Origin of the sequence: Aquibaculum arenosum (assembly GCF_029222965.1) — a bacterium.
Classification (GTDB): domain Bacteria; phylum Pseudomonadota; class Alphaproteobacteria; order Kiloniellales; family DSM-21159; genus Aquibaculum; species Aquibaculum arenosum.
Genome location: NZ_JARHUD010000009.1, coordinates 1 through 18,896 on the forward strand (window position 1 = coordinate 1; position 18,896 = coordinate 18,896).

The 18,896-nt window shown below is 67.6% G+C and carries 17 protein-coding genes; 10 read left to right on the top strand and 7 right to left on the bottom strand.

Annotated features, from left to right (window positions below):
- Nucleotides 1–352: 352 nt before the first annotated feature.
- Together P2G67_RS13670 and P2G67_RS13675 are read right to left on the bottom strand one after the other, a co-directional pair.
- On the bottom strand, nucleotides 353–544 hold the full coding sequence (locus tag P2G67_RS13670; protein WP_322099713.1) for an antitoxin Xre/MbcA/ParS toxin-binding domain-containing protein: 192 nt from the start codon (nucleotides 542–544) through the stop codon (nucleotides 353–355).
- A 43-nt stretch (nucleotides 545–587) separates the two neighbouring features.
- Complete coding sequence (locus tag P2G67_RS13675) at nucleotides 588–2,432, bottom strand: aminopeptidase P family protein (RefSeq protein ID WP_275823802.1); 1,845 nt, start codon at nucleotides 2,430–2,432, stop codon at nucleotides 588–590.
- Nucleotides 2,433–2,659: 227 nt separating this feature from the next.
- On the opposite strand from P2G67_RS13675, the gene P2G67_RS13680 reads away from it, so the two are divergent.
- From P2G67_RS13680 to rarD (P2G67_RS13690), 3 genes are all read left to right on the top strand, one after another.
- Entirely contained in the window at nucleotides 2,660–3,313 is a 654-nt protein-coding gene (locus P2G67_RS13680) for a DUF1127 domain-containing protein (protein ID WP_275823803.1), read from the top strand.
- A gap of 193 nt (nucleotides 3,314–3,506) precedes the next feature.
- Complete coding sequence (rarD, locus tag P2G67_RS13685; RefSeq protein ID WP_275823804.1) at nucleotides 3,507–4,403, top strand: EamA family transporter RarD; 897 nt, start codon at nucleotides 3,507–3,509, stop codon at nucleotides 4,401–4,403.
- Nucleotides 4,400–5,323 carry an EamA family transporter RarD gene (gene rarD / locus P2G67_RS13690; RefSeq protein ID WP_275823805.1) on the top strand — a complete coding sequence of 308 codons (924 nt, stop codon included), beginning with the start codon at nucleotides 4,400–4,402 and terminating at the stop codon, nucleotides 5,321–5,323. The genes rarD (P2G67_RS13685) and rarD (P2G67_RS13690) overlap by 4 nt, the downstream gene beginning before the upstream one ends.
- 17 nt (nucleotides 5,324–5,340) lie before the next feature.
- On the opposite strand, the gene pyk is transcribed toward rarD (P2G67_RS13690), so the two are convergent.
- Genes pyk through P2G67_RS13705 form a run of 3 tightly spaced genes read right to left on the bottom strand, consistent with a single transcriptional unit; the run spans nucleotide 5,341 to nucleotide 9,346 of the window.
- A complete protein-coding gene (gene pyk, locus P2G67_RS13695; protein ID WP_275823806.1) occupies nucleotides 5,341–6,756 on the bottom strand; it encodes a pyruvate kinase in 1,416 nt (471 codons plus the stop codon).
- A 29-nt stretch (nucleotides 6,757–6,785) separates the two neighbouring features.
- Nucleotides 6,786–8,066 carry a glycerate kinase type-2 family protein gene (locus P2G67_RS13700; protein ID WP_275823807.1) on the bottom strand — a complete coding sequence of 427 codons (1,281 nt, stop codon included), beginning with the start codon at nucleotides 8,064–8,066 and terminating at the stop codon, nucleotides 6,786–6,788.
- Nucleotides 8,063–9,346, bottom strand: coding sequence for an MFS transporter (locus P2G67_RS13705; RefSeq protein WP_275823808.1), 1,284 nt, complete (start codon nucleotides 9,344–9,346; stop codon nucleotides 8,063–8,065). Before P2G67_RS13705 ends, P2G67_RS13700 begins: the two co-directional genes overlap by 4 nt.
- Nucleotides 9,347–9,589: 243 nt before the next feature.
- Between P2G67_RS13705 and P2G67_RS13710 the strand changes: the two genes are divergently transcribed.
- Nucleotides 9,590–10,873, top strand: a complete 1,284-nt coding sequence (locus P2G67_RS13710; RefSeq protein ID WP_275823809.1) for an NAD(P)/FAD-dependent oxidoreductase — start codon at nucleotides 9,590–9,592, stop codon at nucleotides 10,871–10,873.
- 42 nt (nucleotides 10,874–10,915) lie between these two features.
- Nucleotides 10,916–13,561 (top strand): aminopeptidase N, encoded by a 2,646-nt coding sequence (gene pepN / locus P2G67_RS13715; protein ID WP_275823810.1) that lies wholly within the window; start codon nucleotides 10,916–10,918, stop codon nucleotides 13,559–13,561.
- A 30-nt stretch (nucleotides 13,562–13,591) separates the two neighbouring features.
- Here the strand turns inward: pepN and P2G67_RS13720 are convergent, their stop codons facing one another.
- The gene (locus P2G67_RS13720) at nucleotides 13,592–14,161 is read right to left on the bottom strand and encodes a nitroreductase family protein (protein ID WP_275823811.1); all 570 of its coding nucleotides are present in this window, start codon (nucleotides 14,159–14,161) and stop codon (nucleotides 13,592–13,594) included.
- On the opposite strand from P2G67_RS13720, the gene P2G67_RS13725 reads away from it, so the two are divergent.
- On the top strand, nucleotides 14,160–15,083 hold the full coding sequence (locus tag P2G67_RS13725) for an alpha/beta fold hydrolase (RefSeq protein ID WP_275823913.1): 924 nt from the start codon (nucleotides 14,160–14,162) through the stop codon (nucleotides 15,081–15,083). The genes P2G67_RS13720 and P2G67_RS13725 overlap by 2 nt on opposite strands.
- Complete coding sequence (gene paaG, locus P2G67_RS13730) at nucleotides 15,073–15,864, top strand: 2-(1,2-epoxy-1,2-dihydrophenyl)acetyl-CoA isomerase PaaG (RefSeq protein WP_275823812.1); 792 nt, start codon at nucleotides 15,073–15,075, stop codon at nucleotides 15,862–15,864. The genes P2G67_RS13725 and paaG overlap by 11 nt, the downstream gene beginning before the upstream one ends.
- A 19-nt stretch (nucleotides 15,865–15,883) precedes the next feature.
- On the opposite strand, the gene gluQRS is transcribed toward paaG, so the two are convergent.
- Complete coding sequence (gene gluQRS, locus P2G67_RS13735; protein WP_275823813.1) at nucleotides 15,884–16,717, bottom strand: tRNA glutamyl-Q(34) synthetase GluQRS; 834 nt, start codon at nucleotides 16,715–16,717, stop codon at nucleotides 15,884–15,886.
- Between the two features lie 90 nt (nucleotides 16,718–16,807).
- Here gluQRS and P2G67_RS13740 point away from each other — a divergent pair, with 90 nt between their 5' ends.
- The 3 genes from P2G67_RS13740 to P2G67_RS13750 all read left to right on the top strand — a co-directional run bounded on the left by P2G67_RS13740 (nucleotide 16,808) and on the right by P2G67_RS13750 (nucleotide 18,896).
- Nucleotides 16,808–17,467 (top strand): DNA-3-methyladenine glycosylase family protein, encoded by a 660-nt coding sequence (locus P2G67_RS13740; protein ID WP_275823814.1) that lies wholly within the window; start codon nucleotides 16,808–16,810, stop codon nucleotides 17,465–17,467.
- A 76-nt stretch (nucleotides 17,468–17,543) separates the two neighbouring features.
- Complete coding sequence (locus P2G67_RS13745) at nucleotides 17,544–18,209, top strand: alpha/beta hydrolase (RefSeq protein ID WP_275823815.1); 666 nt, start codon at nucleotides 17,544–17,546, stop codon at nucleotides 18,207–18,209.
- A 129-nt stretch (nucleotides 18,210–18,338) separates the two neighbouring features.
- A complete protein-coding gene (locus tag P2G67_RS13750; RefSeq protein ID WP_322099714.1) occupies nucleotides 18,339–18,896 on the top strand; it encodes an HNH endonuclease in 558 nt (185 codons plus the stop codon).

The window sequence follows — 18,896 nt, forward strand, 5'->3', positions numbered from 1 at the left end:
AAAGGGCGGACGGCCGCCCTTGGCGCCATCGCTATAACCCAGCGCTGCTATCAAGTCTGCCCGAAATATCTCGAAATCCACCACCGCTGCAAAGGCCTCGAGCTGATCGCCAATGTCGCTCAGGCGCTGCAGCCGCTCCTCCACGTCAAACAATCCCGGAGCTTTCGCCATACCTTGCCTCCCCGCGCGTCCACCAGCCCAGTGAATCATAAACAGGCCAGCGCCGCGAGGTTAATAGAGGTGCCCAGATCGCTCTCCGGCGATTTCTTCAGCAGCCTGCTAGCACGTGCAAGAGATCGGCAGTCTCGCGTTACCGCGCTACTTAAGTCTACCGCTGGAACCACGCACTTATTCAGGCATGCACGCCGGCGTCGACCGCCTCAATGTACGCTATCACGGCTGCTACCTTTCCCGCCTGGACGAGTTGCTTGGCGGTCTGTCCGTTGAAGCCGGGCAGCGGTTCGGAGCGGTACCAGTCATAGGCGCGTGACCGGGAGCCGAAGCGCGGCTCTACCCGGTCCAGGATTTCATTCAACTCGCGCATGCCGTCTTGCGTCCTCATGCTGGTTCGGCGGTCGCAGCCCACCTCACCCCACCAACGGCGCCGTCGCCCCTTCCAGCCACCCGGCCGTCTCCGCATCCAGCAGCGGCGTGAGGCTCTCACGCACGCGGGCGTGGTAGGCATCGATCCAGGCGCGCTCTGCTTCCGTCAGCAGGGCCGGGTCGATGAGGTGGCGGTCGAAGGGGGCGAGGGTGAGGGTTTCGAAGGCGTGCATCGGCCGCTCGCCGCCAGGCAGCGGGTTGGCCTCGGTGACGGCCACCAGGTTCTCGATGCGGATGCCGTAGGCGTCGGTCTTGTAGTAGCCGGGCTCGTTGGAAAGGATCATGCCCGGGCGCAACGCTACGTTGTTCGGCATCTTGGAGATGCGCTGCGGCCCCTCATGGACCGAGAGGTAGCTGCCGACGCCGTGGCCGGTGCCGTGGTCGAAGTCCAGCCCCACCTCCCAGAGCGGGCGGCGCGCCAGGATGTCGAGCTGGCTGCCGCTGGTGCCCACGGGAAAGCGGGCGCGGGCGAGGGCTACATGGCCTTTCAGGACGAGGGTGTAGCGCTCGCGCATCTCAGCCGAGGGTGTGCCGATGGCGATGGTGCGGGTCACGTCCGTGGTGCCGTCGAGGTACTGCCCGCCGCTGTCTACGAGATAGAGCTCGCCCTGGCCCAGGGTGCGGTCGCTCTCTTCCGTGACGCGGTAATGAACGATGGCGCCGTTGGGGCCGGAGCCGGAAATGGTGTCGAAGGAGAGGTCGCGGAAGTGCTCCTGCTCGGCGCGCAGAGCGGCCAGCCGCTCCGTCGCCTGCATCTCGGTGACGGCGCCGCGTGCGGTCTCCGCCTCCAGCCAAGCCAGGAAGCGGGTGACGGCCAGGCCGTCGCGGCGGTGGGCGGCCCGGGTGCCCTCGAGCTCCACGGGGTTCTTGCAGGCCTTGGGCAGGGCGCAGGGGTCGGCGCCCTCGACAATCTGAGCCTCGCCGCCGCGCAGCCGGTCAAAGACCCAGGCGGCGGCGCTGTCGGGATCCACCAGGATGCGCCGCGCGCCCAGGCCGCCCAGGGCCTCGCCCAGTTCGCTGTGCCAGCGCAGCACCACCCGCGGGTCGAGTTCCGCCTGCAACACCTCGGGAAGCTTGCGCTGTTCGAGGAACCACTCGATGCGGCCTTCCGCGTTACCGGCAGGGGCCGGGGTGCCTTCCTCCTGCGGTGCCGCCTCGGGAGTGTAGACGATGGCGAAGGAGAGCGGCAGGGGCGTACGGGGCACGTCGCTGCCACGCACGTTCAGCAGCCAAGCCAGGGAGTCGGGCTGGGTCAGCACGGCCGCCTCGGCGCCGGCCTCGCGCAGGTTGGCGACGACATCGGCGTACTTCTCCGCCGTGCTGCGACCGGCAAAAGCCGGCGGGTGCAGCGTTATCTCTCCGATCGGCGGCTCCGGGCGGTCGGTCCAGACCGCATCCAGCGGGTTGTCGGGACAGGCGACCAGCAAGCCGCCGGCGCGCTCACAGGCCGTGGTCAGGCGGCGGACCTGGGTCTCGGTGTGCAGCCAGGGGTCGTAGCCAAGCTGCCGGCCCTCCAGATGCGCGCGCAGCCAGGCGGCGAGCGGTTGCTCCGAGACGTGGCGCATCTCGTAGAGTTCGGGATTGCACTGCTGCGCCGCCTGCAGCGTGTAGCGCCCGTCGACGAAGAGCGCGGCCCGATCCATCAGCACGGCGGCAAAGCCGGCCGAGCCTGTGAAGCCGGTGAGCCAGGAGAGGCGTTCGGCCGATGGCGGCACGTACTCCCCCTGAAACTCGTCCGCCCGCGGAACGAGAAAACCATCAAGGCCGCGGTTGCGCAGCTCGCCGCGCAGGGCCGTCAGTCGGATCGCCTGTGTCGTGTGATCTGTCATGGGCAAAAGCTAGTGCAGATGGCGGTGCGATGGAAGCATCGCCGGGGCCTGTCAGGCAGGAAAATCGCGTGTACGCATGCCATGCTGCGCCCGCAATGCTGCGGTGCAATAAAGCCGCTCGAATGCAGGGCTGAAGAGGCCTAGATCATGGGCGAACCCCAGGGGCGAGGAAACATACCGCCCATAACCGGCCCCTCCGCCGGATGCTTGACGAAAGGCACGAGACGATGACCCGGATGACCGAAAAGGAATTGGCGGCGTTGGAAACCGCCAAACAGACTCCCTACCAATTCTCCAACCTGACCACGCGGCAGCTCGAAGGCGTGATGCGCGAGGCCGAAGTCCTGCGCGCGAAGGCTGTCTCCGCCATGATCACCAGCGCAGCGAGCTGGGTCGGGCGGCAGCTCGGTCTTGCCGGACGCTCCGAGGCGGCCAAGAAGCAGAAGCTCTATCGCGAGACGGTGAAGGAGCTCTCCAAGCTGGACATCCGCGAACTGGCTGATATCGGCATCGGTGTCGGCGAAGTTCAGGCTGCAGCGCGCAAGGCCGTGGGCCTGCCGGAATCGGCCGAGCCCGGCCCCATGACCCGTCTGCGCCAGCGACTGTCTGAGTTGGGTGTGCGCCGCCGCACCGCACGCGAACTGGCGACCCTCGACCGGCGCATGCTGGCCGACATTGGCATCGAGCCGGGCGATATCGAGGCCTACCTGCGCGGTGAAATGTCCGCCGAGGTCACGAAGCGCCAGCCGCAGCCGCTGAACGCCCCGGCGGTTGCTGCCGACATCATGTTCCAGCCGCGCGCCGCCAACCGCAACCAGATGACCTGGACCGGCACCCCGGAAGCGGCGAACACAGTCGAAGAACCCGCCCGCGCCGCCTGAGGCAGTTAGTGAAGCGGCCCGCCTTAGTGCCGGCGGGCCGATCCGCTGCTCCCTGCCTAAGCTGCCTGATTGACCGCCCTGCCGACCCGCATGCCGCATGGCTGGCATGTCGGCCGGCAGGGTGAGCTTTGCTGCATCGCACGCTAAAGTCGCGCCGCGGCAGAAGTGTTAAGCAGGGGACAAGAGGCGGCGGGTGACGGCAGCGGAAATAGAACGGCAAAGAACGATCGGGGTCGGCTTCGGGCTGGCCACGTTCATTTTCTGGGGCCTGGCACCGATCTATTTCCGCCAGGTCGCCTGGGTCGACCCTTATGAGCTGCTGGCCCACCGCGTGGTCTGGTCAGCGCTGGTGCTGGCGCCGCTGGTTATCCTGGCCAATGAAATGGGCAAGGTGCGCCAGGCCCTGCGCGACGGGCGCACGCTGCTGGCCCTTGCCGGCTCAACTCTGCTCATCTCCCTCAACTGGTTGATCTTCATCATCGCGATCGTCAGCGATCGGTTGCTGGAAGTCAGCCTGGGCTATTATCTCAACCCCCTGATCAACGTGCTGCTGGGGCTGGTCTTCCTGCGCGAGCGGATGGGCCGCCTGCGCTGGCTGGGCGTGGCCCTGGGGGCAATCGGCGTGGCCAATCTCGCGCTCAGGCACGAGGGCTTTCCCTGGATCTCGATCAGCCTGGCGCTCTGCTTCGGCTTCTACGGCCTGATCCGCAAACAGACGGCGCTGGGCGCGCGCGACGGCCTCTTCCTGGAAACCATCCTGCTGTTGCCGCTGGCGCTGGCCTTCCTGCTCTGGATGAACGCTCAGGGAACGGGGGCCTTTCTGTCTGCGGCGGCTCCGGGCAGCGATCTCATGCTCATGGCGTCAGGGGTGGTGACCGCCGTGCCGCTGCTCTGGTTCGCGGCGGCGGCGCGTCGTCTGGAACTGGCGACCATCGGTGTGATGCAGTATATCGCGCCGACACTGCAGTTCTTTCTGGCCGTCCTGGTCTATGGCGAGGCTTTCACCTCTGTGCATGCCGTCACTTTCGTTTTCATCTGGGTCGGGGTCGTCTGCTTCATCGTCGGTTCGCTGATGGAGCGGAGGGCGTGAGCGCCGCAGAACTCTCGGCCCAGCGCAATCGCAGCATCGGCCTCGCCCTCGGGCTGGCCGCCTTCCTCTCCTGGGGTCTCTTTCCGCTCTATTTTCGCGCTGTGGAGGCGGTGGAAGTCCTGGAATTGCTGGCGCACCGCATCGTCTGGTCTGCCGTGTTCCTGGCGCCACTCGTGATCTACGCCAAGGGCTACGGGCCGATCCGTGCCGCCTTGCGGCAGCGGCGCACGGTGCTCCTGCTGAGCGGCTCCACGATCCTGATTACGCTCAACTGGCTGATCTTCATCATCGCCATCGTCACCGAGCGCCTGCTGGAAGCCAGCCTAGGATATTATCTCAACCCGCTGGTCAGCGTGCTGCTCGGCATGGTCTTTCTCGGGGAGCGCCTGGGGCGCCTGCGCTGGATCGGCATCGCCATCGCGGCGGTGGGCGTGGTGAACCTGGCGGCGCAGAACGACGGCTTTCCCTGGATCTCCTTGGGACTGGCGCTCTGCTTCGGCTTCTACGGCCTGCTGCGCAAGCAGATGGCCCTGGGCGCGCGCGACGGCCTCTTCCTGGAGACGCTGCTGCTCTTCCTGCCCGCACTGCTTTACCTGATCTGGGTGCAGGTCCAGGGCCAGAGCCTCTTTCTCTCAGGATATTCCCTGCGGCTCGACCTGTTGCTGTTGGCAGCGGGCGCGGTGACGGCCTTGCCGCTCATGTGGTTTGCCGGTGCGGCCCGGCGGCTGGAACTGGGCACGGTCGGCATCATGCAGTACATCACCCCGACCATGCAGTTCCTGCTCGCCGTTTTGGCTTTCGGCGAGGCCTTCACCCAGGCGCATGCCATCACCTTCGCCTGCATTTGGCTGGGCGTCGGCTTCTTCACCACGGGGTCACTGCTGGAGGGCCGCCGGGTGGCTCCGGCAAAGGCCGGGTAGATCGATTTGCGCTAGCTTCACTCCACCCAGGCGATGCGCAGCACGTTGGTGGCGCCGGGGGTGCCGAAGGGCACCCCGGCGGTGATCACCAGCTTGGAGCCAGCCTCCGCGAAGCCTTCGCGCCGGGCGATGGAGGCCGCCTTTTCCACCATCTCCGGGAAGGAGGAGATGTCGGCAGTGTGCACCGCATGCGCGCCCCAGAGCAGCACCAAGCGCCGGGCTGTCTTGCGCTGCGCCGTCAACAGCAGGATGGGGGCGGTGGGGCGGCGCCTGGCCGCGCGCAGGGCAGTGGAGCCGCTGGTGGTGTAGGTGACGATCGCCGCCGCCGAAATGGTCATCGCCACTTGGGCCGCGGCCTCGGAAATGGCGTCGGCGGCGTTGGGCTCCGGCTCGGGGTGCAGGGCCTCGACGATGGCGCGATAGGAGCGGTCGCGTTCGGTTCGCTCGATGATGCGGCACATCATGGCAACCGCTTCCACCGGATAGTCGCCTGCGGCCGACTCGGCGGAGAGCATCACCGCATCGGCCCCGTCGTAGATGGCGGTGGCCACATCGGAGGCTTCGGCGCGGGTCGGTGCCGGGGCATGGACCATGGAATCCAGCATTTGGGTCGCCACGACCACCGGCTTGCCGGCCAGGCGGCAGGCCCGGATGATGTCCTTCTGGATCCCGGGCACCTCTTCGGGGGCCATCTCGACCCCCAGGTCACCGCGCGCGACCATGGCGCCGTCGGCCAGTTCCAGCAGCTGTTCGAGGCAATCCACGGCGGCAGGCTTTTCCACCTTGATCATGATGGCGGCCCGGCCGGCCACGAGCTTGCGCAGCTCGGCCACGTCCTCGGGGCGCTGCACGAAGGAGAGTGCCACCCAGTCAACGCCCATCTCCAGCCCAAAGGCGAGGTCGTCGCGGTCCTTAGGCGTCAGTGGCGAGATCGGCAGCACCACCGAGGGGACGTTGACGCCCTTGCGCTCGCCCAGGATGCCTCCCACGACGACCCGGGTCTTGGCGTGATCCGCTGCGGCCTCGATGACTTCCAGATAGAGGCGGCCATCGTCGAGCAGAATGGTGGCGCCTTCCTGCAGGGCGGCAAAGATCTCAGGGTGGGGCAGGGGGGCCCGTTCGGCCGTGCCGGGCGTCTCATCCAGATCGAGCCGGAAGTGGCTGTCCTTTTCGAGCGTGACCTTTCCGCCCTCAAGACGACCGACGCGCAGCTTGGGGCCTTGCAGGTCCTGCAGGATGGAAATCGGCCGCCCGCTGTCGCGCTCGAGCGCGCGCAGCGTGTTGAAGTTTCGCCGGTGGTCTTCCTGGGTGCCGTGGCTGAAGTTGAGCCGGAAGACATCGGCACCGGCCTCGAAGAGCCGGCGAATTGCTTCGGGATCGCTGCTCGCCGGCCCAAGGGTGGCGACGATCTTGGCGTTTCGTGCGCGTCTCATGCAGGAGCCCCGGAATGTTGTGTTGTAGGCTATAACACTAGAATAGCCCTGAAATCATTGACATTGGTGAGTGTCGGTCCAGTGACAAGCAGGTCGTCGAGCGCGGCGAAGAGGCTGTAAGCGTCATTGCCGGCCAGCGCCTGCTTGGCCGAAAGGCCTTTCGCTTCGGCCCGGGCCAGGCTGTCGGGCGTGATGAAGGCGCCCGCATTATCCTCGCTGCCATCGATCCCGTCGGTGTCGCAGGCCAGGGCAAAGATCCCCGGCAGGCCCTCGAGCGCCAGGGCCAGGCTGAGCTGGAACTCGCTGTTGCGGCCGCCCCGTCCCTGGCCGCGCCCCTTGCCGCTGAGGGTCACTGTCGTCTCACCGCCGGACAGCAGCAGGCAGGGCGGTGGCGCGGGCTGGTGGTGCAGGCGAACCTGTCGCGCGATACCGCCGAACACCTTGGCCACGTCGCGGGCCTCGCCCTCGATGGCGTCGCCGAAGATGAGCGGCGTGATTCCCGCCTCGCGAGCAGCATCCGCTGCGGCCTCCAGCATGTCCTGCGGCCGGGCGATCAGCCGGAAGTCGCTTTTCGCCAGGCGCGGATCACCCGCTTTCGGCGTCTCCTCCTTGGCGTCGGCGAGATGGCGTGCGACCGAGGCCGGCGGCTCGATCCCATACTTTTCCAGAACCGCCCGCGCATCGGCAAAGCTGGTGGGGTCGGGCACCGTGGGGCCGGAGGCGATGACCTCCGGTCCGTCGCCCGGCACGTCCGAGATCGCCAGCGTCACCACCCGCGCCGGTGCGGCTGCCGCAGCCAATCGCCCGCCCTTGATGGCCGAAAGGTGTTTGCGCAGGCAGTTCATCTCGCCGATGGCGGCGCCCGAGGCCAGGAGCGCGCGGTTGACCGCCTGCTTGTCCTCCAGTGTCAGGCCCTCGGCCGGCAGCGCCAGCAGCGCGGAGCCGCCGCCGCTGATGAGGCAGAGCAGAAGATCGTCGGGGCCGAGGCTGCGTGCCAGGTCCAGCATGCGCTGCGCCGCTTCGCGCCCGGCGGCATCCGGAACGGGGTGGGAGGCTTCCACCACCTCGATCCGCTCGGTGGGAACGGCATGGCCGTAGCGGGTGACCACCAGACCCTCCAGCGGTCCGTCCCAGGCTTGCTCCACGGCGCGGGCCATGGAACCGGCCGCCTTGCCGGCGCCCACCACCACACAGCGCCCGCGCGGCCGCTCCGGTAAAGCTGGGCCCACGATCTGTGCCGGGTCCACGGCCGCCAGACCGGCTTCATAGACCCGGCGCAGGAAGACCGGTGCGTTCTCGGCATCTATCATCGCTTCTCTCGCGTTTCGCTCAGCAGCAGACTTGCCAACAGGGCCAGCAGCAGGAACACCGCAAGCGACAGGAATGCAAGATCGAAGGCTCGGGCGCTGTAGATCGGAGCCCCCTCGACCATGTGGCCGTCCCACTGCAAGTCGAGCAGCAGGCCCAGCAGCGGCTGAAAGAGCGCTCCACCGCCCACTACCGCACCGTTGAGCAGACCGTATGCCGCACCGACCGCATGGGTGGGCGTGATCTCCCGCGCCACCGCGAAGGTCACGGCCGTGGCGCTCAAACCAATGCCCGCAATCAGGAATAGGGCCAGAAAGATCGGGCTGGGCAGGCCCGGGACGTAGAGCAGGAGCATCAGGCAGCAGAGGCCGATCAGGGCTCCCGCGCGCAGGATCGGCAGCCGGCGTCCGATGCGGTCGGCCAGCGCCCCGGCCAAGGGAGAGCCAATGGCCCAGCCGATCAGCAGCAGGGAGGTGTGGCTTGCGGCCTCCGGGCGGGTCATGCCGTGGATCTGCATCAGCCAGGCCACGCCCCAGAGCCCGGCAAAAGCCAGCATGGGGGCGGTCATCGCCCCGCCCAGGAAGGCAAGCAGCCACTGCTGCGGCATGCGCAGGACCAGGCGCAGGCCGCCGCGCGGCGCTGCGCCGCCGGTAAAGCGCGGGGCCGGGGCATCGGGCCGGCGGTCGCGCACGATCAGCCAGATGAGGATGGCCAGGATCAGGCCGCCGAGCGCAGCTGCCGCCAGGGTGCTGCGCCAGCCGAACGATTCGACCGCGGCCGCGAGCGGCACCTGCCCGCCAACCCCGCCCAGCATGCCCGCGGCCATGGTCATGCCGGTGAGCTGCGCGAAGCGCGAGGCGGGGAACCAGTTGGTCGCCAACTTGAGCGTGCCCACGAAGCTGGCCGCCGCGCCCACGCCCACCAAAAGGCGGCCGAGATAGGCGATGTTCAGGTCGGGGGCGAGCGCGAAGAGCAGGCTGCCGGCGCCGCAGCACAATGCACCAGCGGTCAGCAGCCGCCGTGGCCCCCAAGCATCGGCCAGCAGGCCCACCGGTATCTGCAGCCCGGCATAGGCATAGAAGTAGATGGCCGAGAGGTTGCCCAGCACCGCCGCCCCCACGGCGAAATCGCGCATCAGCGGATCGATGATCACGCTGGGCGCCATGCGCTGGAAGAATCCGTAGCAGAAGAAGAGCGCGCCAAGAGACCAGATCAGCCAGGGCAGCCAGGCCGGTACGCTTGGGCGGTGTGCGGGCCTCTGGCCCACCTCTTCGGACGTCATGCCGCGTCGGGCCGCGCAGGACGGCCGCCGGGAATCGGACTGGAAGCGAGGGGAGAGGTTGACACGCTGTCACCGGGGCAATGGATAGGCCCTGAGACTGCCGCCCCCGGAGGTACAGGGTCAAGCCACCTCCTCGCGCAATGGTCCCGCGCAATGGCTGTATCACAGTGCCGGTCGACGGCGGCAGGCTTGGTCCGCTATGGTTGCGGCGCCGACCTCTTCGTCCAAGGACAGTCCCGCTTCATGTCGACCGCCGCGCCCTCCTTGCCGCCCGAGCCTCATTGTCTGCTGATCGGCGCCGGTATCGTCGGCGCGGCGACCGCGCTGCAACTGCAGCAGCGGGGCTTTCGCGTCACGCTGGTGGATCCGCGTCCGCCGGGCACTGCCACCTCCTTCGGCAACGCCGGCGGCATCGTCACCGGTGCCGCCGTGCCTACTGCGACGCCGGGACTCTGGCGCAGCGTGCCGCGCATGCTGCTCGATCCCATGAGCCCGCTGAAGATCCGCTGGTCTTATCTGCCGCGCTTTGCCCCCTGGATGCTGCGCTTTCTCGAGGCCAGTCGGCCCAGCCGCGTGGAGCGGATCGCGCGTGACCTCTCGGCCCTGTCGAACCCAGCCTATCGCGCCCATCGGCCTTTGCTGAAGCTGGCGGGTGCGGAAGAGCTGGTGCGCCCGGTGGGTTGGCTCAAGCTCTACCGCAGCCAAGCGAGTTTCGACGCAACCGCAGCCGACCAAGCGCTTATGCGGGCGAACGACAGTGCCTTCGAAGTCCTGTCACCGGAGGAAGTCCGGCAACTGGAGCCCGGGATCGCGCCCGACTTTGCCGGCGGCATCCTCTCGAGCGAGGCCGCCTCCTGCCGCGATCCTGGCGGACTGGCCCAGGCCTATGCCGGGGCGGTGCTGCGCAACGGCGGACGCATCCTGCAAGAGCGGGTGGAGTCCATCGAGCGACCCGACGGCGAGCGGCGCGTGGTGGTCACCGATCAGGGCCGGCATGAGGCCGATCTGGTGGTTCTCGCCGCGGGAGCCTGGTCGGCCCGCCTGGCGCGGCAATGGGGGGAGCGCATACCGCTCGACACCGAGCGCGGCTATCACCTCAATCTCGAGCCCGAGAACGATGTCGAGTTGCGCCGGCCCACCTATTTCGTGGACGAGGGCTTCGTGCTGGCGCCCATGGCCGACGGCATCCGCTTGACCAGCGGTGTTGAGTTTGCCGGCATCGAGGCTGCGCCGGATTATCGGCGCATCCGCCGGCTGCTGCCGCGAGCGCAGACGCTGCTGCCGGGGCTTGGGGAGCAGGTGACCCGCGAGTGGATGGGCTGGCGGCCCTCGACGCCGGATTCCCTGCCGGTGATCGGCCGCTCGGCCCACGATCCCCGCATCATCCATGCCTTCGGGCACGGCCATCTGGGATTGACGCTTTCCGCCATTACCGGTGATCTGGTGGCGCGAATTGCCGCCGGCCAGCCGAGCGACATCGACATCACGCCCTACGCCGCGCGCCGCTTTTCCGGTGCGCGCGGCTGAGACAGTCTTTCCAGGTTTCGGAATTTTTGGAGCCAAGCCACCATGACGAGCCAGCAGCCGCAGGTCATCCGTCGCGAAGACTATCGCCCGCCCGACTATCGCATCGAACACGTCGACCTGGCGTTCGAACTCGGCGCCGAAGAGACGACCGTGCGCTCGCGCCTCACGCTGCGCAGCGACCATGAGCGCAGCCAGGGCATCCGGCCGCTTGTGCTCCATGGTGAGGAGCTGGACCTGCGCGCGATCAGCCTGGACGGCGAGCCTTTGCCCGATGGCGCCTACAGCCTCGACGCCGATAGCCTGACGCTGCATGAGCCGCCCGAAGCCTTCACCCTGGAGATCGAAACGGCGATCAATCCCAAGGCGAACACCCAGCTCTCCGGGCTGTATGTCTCGAACGATGTCTTCTGCACCCAGTGCGAGGCCGAGGGCTTTCGGCGCATCACCTATTTCCTCGACCGCCCCGACGTGATGGCGACCTATCGCACCACCCTGCGGGCGGAGCGCGCCGCCTGCCCGGTGTTGCTGTCCAACGGCAACCTGGTGGAGGAGGGAGACCTGGAGGGCGGCCGCCACTATGCGGTCTGGGAGGACCCCTTCCGCAAGCCCAGCTATCTTTTCGCCCTGGTGGCGGGCGATCTCGCCTGCAACGAGCGTGTGGTGGAAACCCGCTCCGGCCGTCCGGTGCGTCTGCGCATTTTCGTGGAGCACGGCAAGGAGGGGCGCACGGGCTATGCCATGGATGTGCTGGAACGCTCGCTGCGCTGGGACGAGGAGCGCTTCGGGCTGGAATACGACCTGGACCTCTTCAACGTCGTCGCCGTCAGCGACTTCAACATGGGGGCGATGGAGAACAAGTCGCTCAACGTCTTCAACGACAAGTACATTCTGGCCGATCCCGAAACGGCGACCGATGCCGACTATGCCGGCATCGAGACCGTGGTGGCGCACGAGTACTTCCACAACTGGACCGGCAACCGCATCACCTGCCGCGACTGGTTCCAGCTCTCCCTGAAGGAGGGGCTGACGGTCTTCCGCGACCAGGAATTCTCCTCCGACATGCGCTCGCGGCCGGTCAAGCGAATCCAGGACGTCCGCCGCCTGCGCGCCGCCCAGTTCCCCGAGGACGCGGGCCCGCTGGCCCACCCGGTGCGGCCGGATTCCTACATCGAGATCAACAACTTCTACACCGCCACCATCTACGAAAAGGGCGCGGAGGTGATCCGCATGCTGCACGGTCTGCTGGGCGAGGCGGGCTTTCAGAAGGGCATGAAGCTCTATGTGGAGCGGCATGATGGCCAGGCTGTCACCTGCGACGACTTCGTGGCCGCCATGGCGGATGCCAACGGCGTCGATCTGGAGCGCTTCAAGCGCTGGTACGGGCAGGCGGGCACGCCAGAGGTCCAGGTCAACGGGTGCTACGATGCGCAACGCGGGTCCTACGACCTGACCGTAACCCAGACCACACGCCCGACGCCGGGGCAGGAGACGAAGGAGCCGCTGCACATTCCGCTGGCGATCGGCCTGCTGGACGGGCAGGGCCGCGACATTCCGCTCACGCTCGGCGAGGGACCGGCGAGCGACACCCTGGTGCTGCCGCTGTGCGAGGAACGCCAGAGCTTCCGGTTCGAGGGGCTGCCCAAGCCGGCGGCTGTGTCGCTCAACAGAGGTTTCTCAGCGCCGATCACCGTCCGGGCCGAGCAGAGCGGGACGGAACGGGCCTTCCTGATGGCCCACGACAGCGACCCCTTCGTGCGCTGGGAGGCCGGGCAGGATTTCGCCACCGCGCTGATGCTGGAGGGGAGCGAGGCCTGGCGCGCCGGCGAAGAACCCTCCGTGGATCCGGCCTTCATCGAGGCCACGCGCGCCATCCTGACGGATTCACGGCTGGAGCAGGCCTTCATCGCTGAGGCGCTGGCGCTGCCCAGCGAGGACTATGTGGCCGAGCGCATGGAGGTGGTGAACGTGGAGGCGATCCACGCGGCGCGCGGGGCGCTCAAGCGAGCGCTGGCCGAAGCCCTGCGAGCGGATTTCGCGCAACTCTACGAGCGTCTCCACGACAGCGCGCCCTACAGCCCCGATGCCGAGGCGGCCGGTCGGCGCGCCCTGCGCAATGCGGCGCTGTCCTACCTCTCGGTCTTTGCCGAGGCCGAGCCGCAGGAGCGCGTGCGTTTGATCGAGCACTATCGCCAGGCCGACAACATGACTGATCGCATGGCGGCCTTGCGGCTGCTGGTGGATCTCGATCTGCCCGAGCGCCAGGAGGCATTGGACGATTTCGAGAACCGCTTTGGCGACGATGCCCTGGTGATGGACAAGTGGTTTGCGCTCCAGGCCGTCTCCGACCTGCCTGACACCTTGGAACGGGTGAAGGCACTGATGCAGCACCCGGCTTTCTCCTTGGAGCGGCCGAACAAGGTGCGCGCCCTGATCGGAAGCTTCATCGCCGCCAATCCGCTGCGCTACCACGCGGCCGACGGCAGCGGCTACGCCTTCCACGCAGCACTGACGCTAAAGCTCGATGCGCTCAATCCCCAGGTGGCCGCCCGCCTCTTGGCGCCGCTGGGCCGCTGGCGGCGCTTCGATGCGGGGCGCCAGGAGAAGATGAAAGCCGAGCTGCAGCGAATCCTGGCCGTGCCAAAGCTCTCCCGTGACGTTTACGAGATTGCGTCGAAGGCGCTGGGGTGATTTCGGCGCGCTGAGACGGGCTCGGGGCGGTCAGCCCTCCGGCGGCAGGTGCAGCAGGAAGTCGTCCACCTCCATCGCCCGTCGCGGCGGGGCGACGCCTGCCGGGGCGCCCACGTAGAGATAGCCGATGATCTCGTCGTCGGCCTCCAGGCCCAGGGCGTCGAGCACCCGGCGGTCGCGCGCCGCCACGCCGGTCTTCCACTGGCAGCCCCACCCCTCGGCATGGATGGCCAGCATGATGGAGAAGGTGGCGCTGGCCACGGCCTGGCGCTGTTCCTCGACCGGAATCTTGGGATGGTTGGGCTGCAGGCGGGCCACCGTGGTGATGATCAAGGGCGCACGCAGCGGCTTGTTGCGCTCCTTCTCGATCATGCTTTCCGGCGCTTCGGGATCGCGTGCCGCTAGAGCCTGCGCCATGGCATCGCCCAGCCGCTGACGCTCATCTCCGCGTAGCAGAAGAAAACGCCAGGGTCTAAGCTTGCCGTGATCCGGCGCACAGATCGCTGCCTCGAGCGCCCGGCGCACCATCGCCTCCGGCGGCTCGTCGGGCATGAGGGCAGGGGGGGAGCGACGGGAGAGCAGAGCTTCAAGCGTGTCCATGACTTCCATCTGGTGGTTGTGCTGGCGGGAATCCAGTCGGCGGGCCTGTCGTGTCGGGATCGTTGATCCCCCGGCGCGTCTGGTCAAGGATCGGGCGACGACGAATCCCGAGGTGAGCGTGACGGAACTGAATCACATCACGATCCGGGGACATGCCCTGGAGTACCGACTGCTGCCGGGCCGGCGCCCCGAGGGGCCGGTCATCGTGCTCTTGCATGAAGGATTGGGCTCGGTCGGGCTCTGGCGCGATTTCCCCGAGGCGCTGGCTGCGGCCACCGGCTGTTCCCTGCTGGTCTGGTCGCGCTACGGCTTTGGCGGCTCCGACCCGCTGGGCGAACCACGCACCGCGCGCTACCTGCACGAGGAGGCACTCGAGGCCTTGCCGGAACTGCTGGACCGCCTGGGGATCGAGCGACCGCTGCTGGTCGGGCATTCCGATGGCGCGACCATCGCCCTGCTCCATGCGGCGCTCGCCGAACGCCCCATCGCGGGACTTGTGGCCATGGCGCCGCATGTCTTTGTGGAGGAGATTTCGCTTGCTGGCATCCGCGCGGCCGGCAAAGCCTTCTTTGAGGGCGATTTGGCTGGGCGCATGGCGCGCTATCACCGCGATGCAGAAGCCACCTTTCGCGGTTGGCACGACATCTGGCTGAGCGCCGCGTTTCGCGATTGGAACATCGAAGACTGCCTGCCGAACATCACGGCGCCGGTCCTTTTGATCCAGGGCGACGACGACGAATACGGCACCATGGCGCAGATCGATGCGATTGAAGCGGGCGTCTCCGGTCCCTGTCGCCGCCTCGACCTGCCGGGCTGCGGCCACACTCCGCATCGCGAGCGCGCAGCGGAGGTGCTGGCGGCGGTCACGGCTTTCATCGACGACTGCGCACCCATAGGGAAGGACGACCAGCGTGGAGACTGAACCCGTCACCTACGAGGTGACTGACGGCTATGCCGTCATCACCTTGAACCGGCCGGACAAGCTCAATGCCTTCAACGAGGCGATGCACGGGGCCCTGATCCAAGCTTTGGAGCGGGCAGAACAGGACGCCGCAGTGCGCGCCCTGCTCCTGACTGGCTCGGGACGAGGTTTCTGCGCCGGACAGGATCTCTCGGACCGTAGTTTCCCGACCGATGGCGAGGCGCCCGACCTGGGGGCGACGCTGGAGCGGCTCTATAATCCGCTCGTGCGGCGCCTGCGCGCCCTGCCCAAGCCCGTGCTCTGCGCGGTGAACGGCGTGGCCGCGGGCGCAGGCGCCAACGTGGCGCTGGCTTGCGACATCGTCCTGGCGGCACGCTCGGCACGCTTCATCCAGGCCTTCTGCAAGATCGGACTGGTGCCCGACAGCGGCGGCACCTACAGCCTGCCGCGCTTGGTGGGCGAAGCTCGGGCCAAGGCGCTCGCGCTGCTGGGCACCCCGGTCTCCGCCGAGCAGGCCGAAGCCTGGGGCATGATCTGGCAGGTCCATGACGATGCAGATTTGATGCCGGAAGCCCAAAAGCTCTGCGCCCACCTCGCGACGCAGCCGACCCGGGCACTGGGACTGATCAAGCGGGCAATCCAGGAATCAGCCACAAACGACATGGATGCACAGCTCGATCTGGAGCGCGACCTGCAGCGCGAAGCAGCCCGCAGCCCAGACTATCGCGAAGGCGTTGCGGCCTTCCTGGAAAAGCGTCCGCCTCGTTTCACCGGCGCATAGGCCGAGGGCGGCACGACCTTCAGTCCATCCCGACCATGGCTCGGACCTCCGCCGGGCTGTGGCAGGCTGCGCGCAGGGCCCTCAGTGACAGGGCATTGTGCCGCTTCGCCAGGCGTTCGCCGTCTGCGTCGGTGATGAGGCGGTGGTGGTGCCAGCGCGGCACGGGCAGTTCGAGCAGCGCCTGCAGCAGGCGGTGCATATGCGTGGCGTGGAACAGGTCCACTCCCCGCGTCACCAGCGTGATCTCCTGCGCCGCATCGTCCACCACCACGGCCAGATGGTAACTGGTCGGGACATCCTTGCGGGCCAGCACCACGTCGCCCAGGAGTTCGGGCTGCGCCACCTGCTCACCGGCCTCCAGGTCCAGCCAGGTCAGCGGCCCGCAGCGCCGCCGTGCCGCTTCCACGTCCAGGCGCCAGGCGTGGCTTTCGCCGGCGGCGAGACGCTCCCGCCGTTCGCGCTCCGAGATATCACGACAGAGACCGGGGTAGAGCGGCCCGTCGGGACCGTGCGGCGCGCTGTCGGCCCGGGCGATTTCCTCGGCGATGGCGCGACGGGTGCAGAAGCAGGGATAGACCAGACCCAGCGCGCGCAGGCGCTCCAGGGCATCGCGATAGGCCGTTAAGCGCTCGGACTGCCGCAGCGGCGGGGCCTCCCAGCGCAGGCCCAGCCAGGCCAGGTCTTCAAGCAGCGCGGTTTCGAACTCGGCACGGCAGCGGCTCCGGTCGATGTCTTCCAGGCGCAGCAGAAAGCGCCCGCCCTGCGCGGCCCGGGCGGCGAAGAGCGCGGCATAGGCATGACCCAGGTGCAGCTGGCCGCTGGGCGAGGGCGCGAAGCGGGTGGTCTCGGGCATGGTCTCGACATAGCGAGCGGCGGCTGCAGCGTCCAGCGCCGCGGCAGGTCCGCCGCGACAGGGCCGGGTGGTTTCGGCTAAACTGCCTGCATGACACAGATCGAACGCATCACCGAAGACACGCTGTCCGACGCCGTGGCCCAGCTGGTTGCCATGGATCCCGACTTTGCGCGCGCACTGGAAGAGGCGGGTCCGCCCCCGCTGCGCTATCGGCCGCCGGGTTTCGAGACGCTGTTGCGCATCATCGTGGCACAGCAGGTTTCGCTTGCCTCTGCGGCGGCAATCTGGAGTCGCCTCGAGGCGCTGGCGGCACCGTTGGAGCCGGAACGCCTGCTCAGCTTCGATGAGGACAGCCTGCGCGGTGCCGGGCTGTCGCGCCAGAAGGCGCGCTATGCCCGTTCGCTTGCTGAACTGCTGCAGAGCGGCGAACTCGATCTCGCGGAGCTCGATGCCCTGGATGACGAAACCGCCGTTGACCGTCTGGTGCAGGTCAAGGGGCTCGGGCGCTGGTCGGCGGAGTGCTATCTGCTCTTCTCGCACGGGCGACCCGATGTCTTCCCCGGTGAAGATGTGGGCCTGATGCTGGGTCTGCAGAATTTGCGCGGCCTTGCCGAGCGGCCCAACGGAAAGGCATTGCGGGCCAGTGCCGAAGACTGGAAGCCGCTGCGGGCCGTGGCGGCGCGCATGCTGTGGCACTATCGACGCTTCGCCATGCTGCCGGCCGGGGCGGAAGGCTCCGGGGTGGCTTGACGCTTCCTGTAGGCTTCGCCACACGGGACCGCAGCAACTCCGCACTCCGACCCGATCCACCTCAGAGAGACGCTAAATGACCCCTTCGATCGAGCTTACCGGCCCCCGTCACGAACCGGCCAGCGGCGGCAAGGCCGACAGTCTGGTGGTTTTCCTGCACGGCCTCGGGGCCGACGGGAACGATCTCATCGGCCTGGCGCCGGTGCTGGCCCAGCTCTTCCCGGACACGGCCTTCGTCTCCCCCGATGCGCCGCAGCCCTGTGACATGGCGCCCATGGGTCGGCAGTGGTTCAGCCTGCAGGATCGCTCTCCCGCCGCCATGCTGGCCGGTGCCGAGACTGCGCGCACGGCGCTCGACGGCTTTCTGAATGCGGAGATGGAGCGCCACGGGTTGGCGGCAAACCGGGTTGCGCTCTTCGGCTTCAGTCAGGGCTGCATGATGGCCCTGCACACCGCCTTGCGGCGGCCGGAGCCCTTGGCCGGCGTGGTGGGCTGCTCGGGTCATTTGATCGCGCCGGAACGCCTGGCCGACGACGTGACCGCGCGCCCGCCGGTGCTGCTGGTCCACGGCGAAGCGGACGAGGTGGTGCCCTTCGCTGCCATGGGCGCGGCGGAGCAAGCCTTGCGCGCTGCCGAGGTCCCGGTGGAAGCGCACGCCCGTCCAGGCCTGGGGCACGGCATCGATCAGCCGGGGCTGGAATTGGCGGCACGCTTCCTGCTCAAGGTGCTGCGGGAGGGCTGACGCTAGGGCTTGGGCGGCTCTATGAAGACTTTGTGACCAGCGTCACAACATCTTGTGGATAACCGAGGGGCGGAGTAAGAAAACAGGGTCCGGTGATCTTCTGGCCGGGCAAAAGCAGGAGGAATCTGCGTGGCCACGGCCGAAAGTTTTCCTGCCCTTGTTCTCAATGCGGACTTTCGTCCCTTGAGCTACTTCCCCCTGTCGCTTTGGGGCTGGCAGGACGCGATCAAGGCCGTCTTTCTCGAGCGCGTGAACATCGTGTCCGAGTACGATCGGGAGGTGCACTCACCCAGCTTCGCCATGCGCCTGCCCAGCGTCATTTCCCTCAAGGAATATGTTCATCTGGACCGGCGGCCGGCCTTCACCCGCTTCAATGTCTTCCTGCGCGACCGTTTCCGCTGCCAATACTGCGGCGATTGCTATCGCTCCGAAGACCTGACTTTCGACCATGTGCTGCCGCGATCACGCGGTGGGCGCACCACGTGGCAGAACGTGGTCACCGCCTGTCAGGACTGTAATCTGGAGAAGGGCAGTAAGCTGCTGCGCGAATGCGGCATGACCTTGATGACCGAACCAGAGCCGCCCAGCACCTTTCGCTTGCAGGAGAACGGCCGCGGTTTCCCGCCGGGCTTCCTGCACGAAAGCTGGTCCGACTTCCTCTACTGGGACTCCGAACTGGAGGCCTGA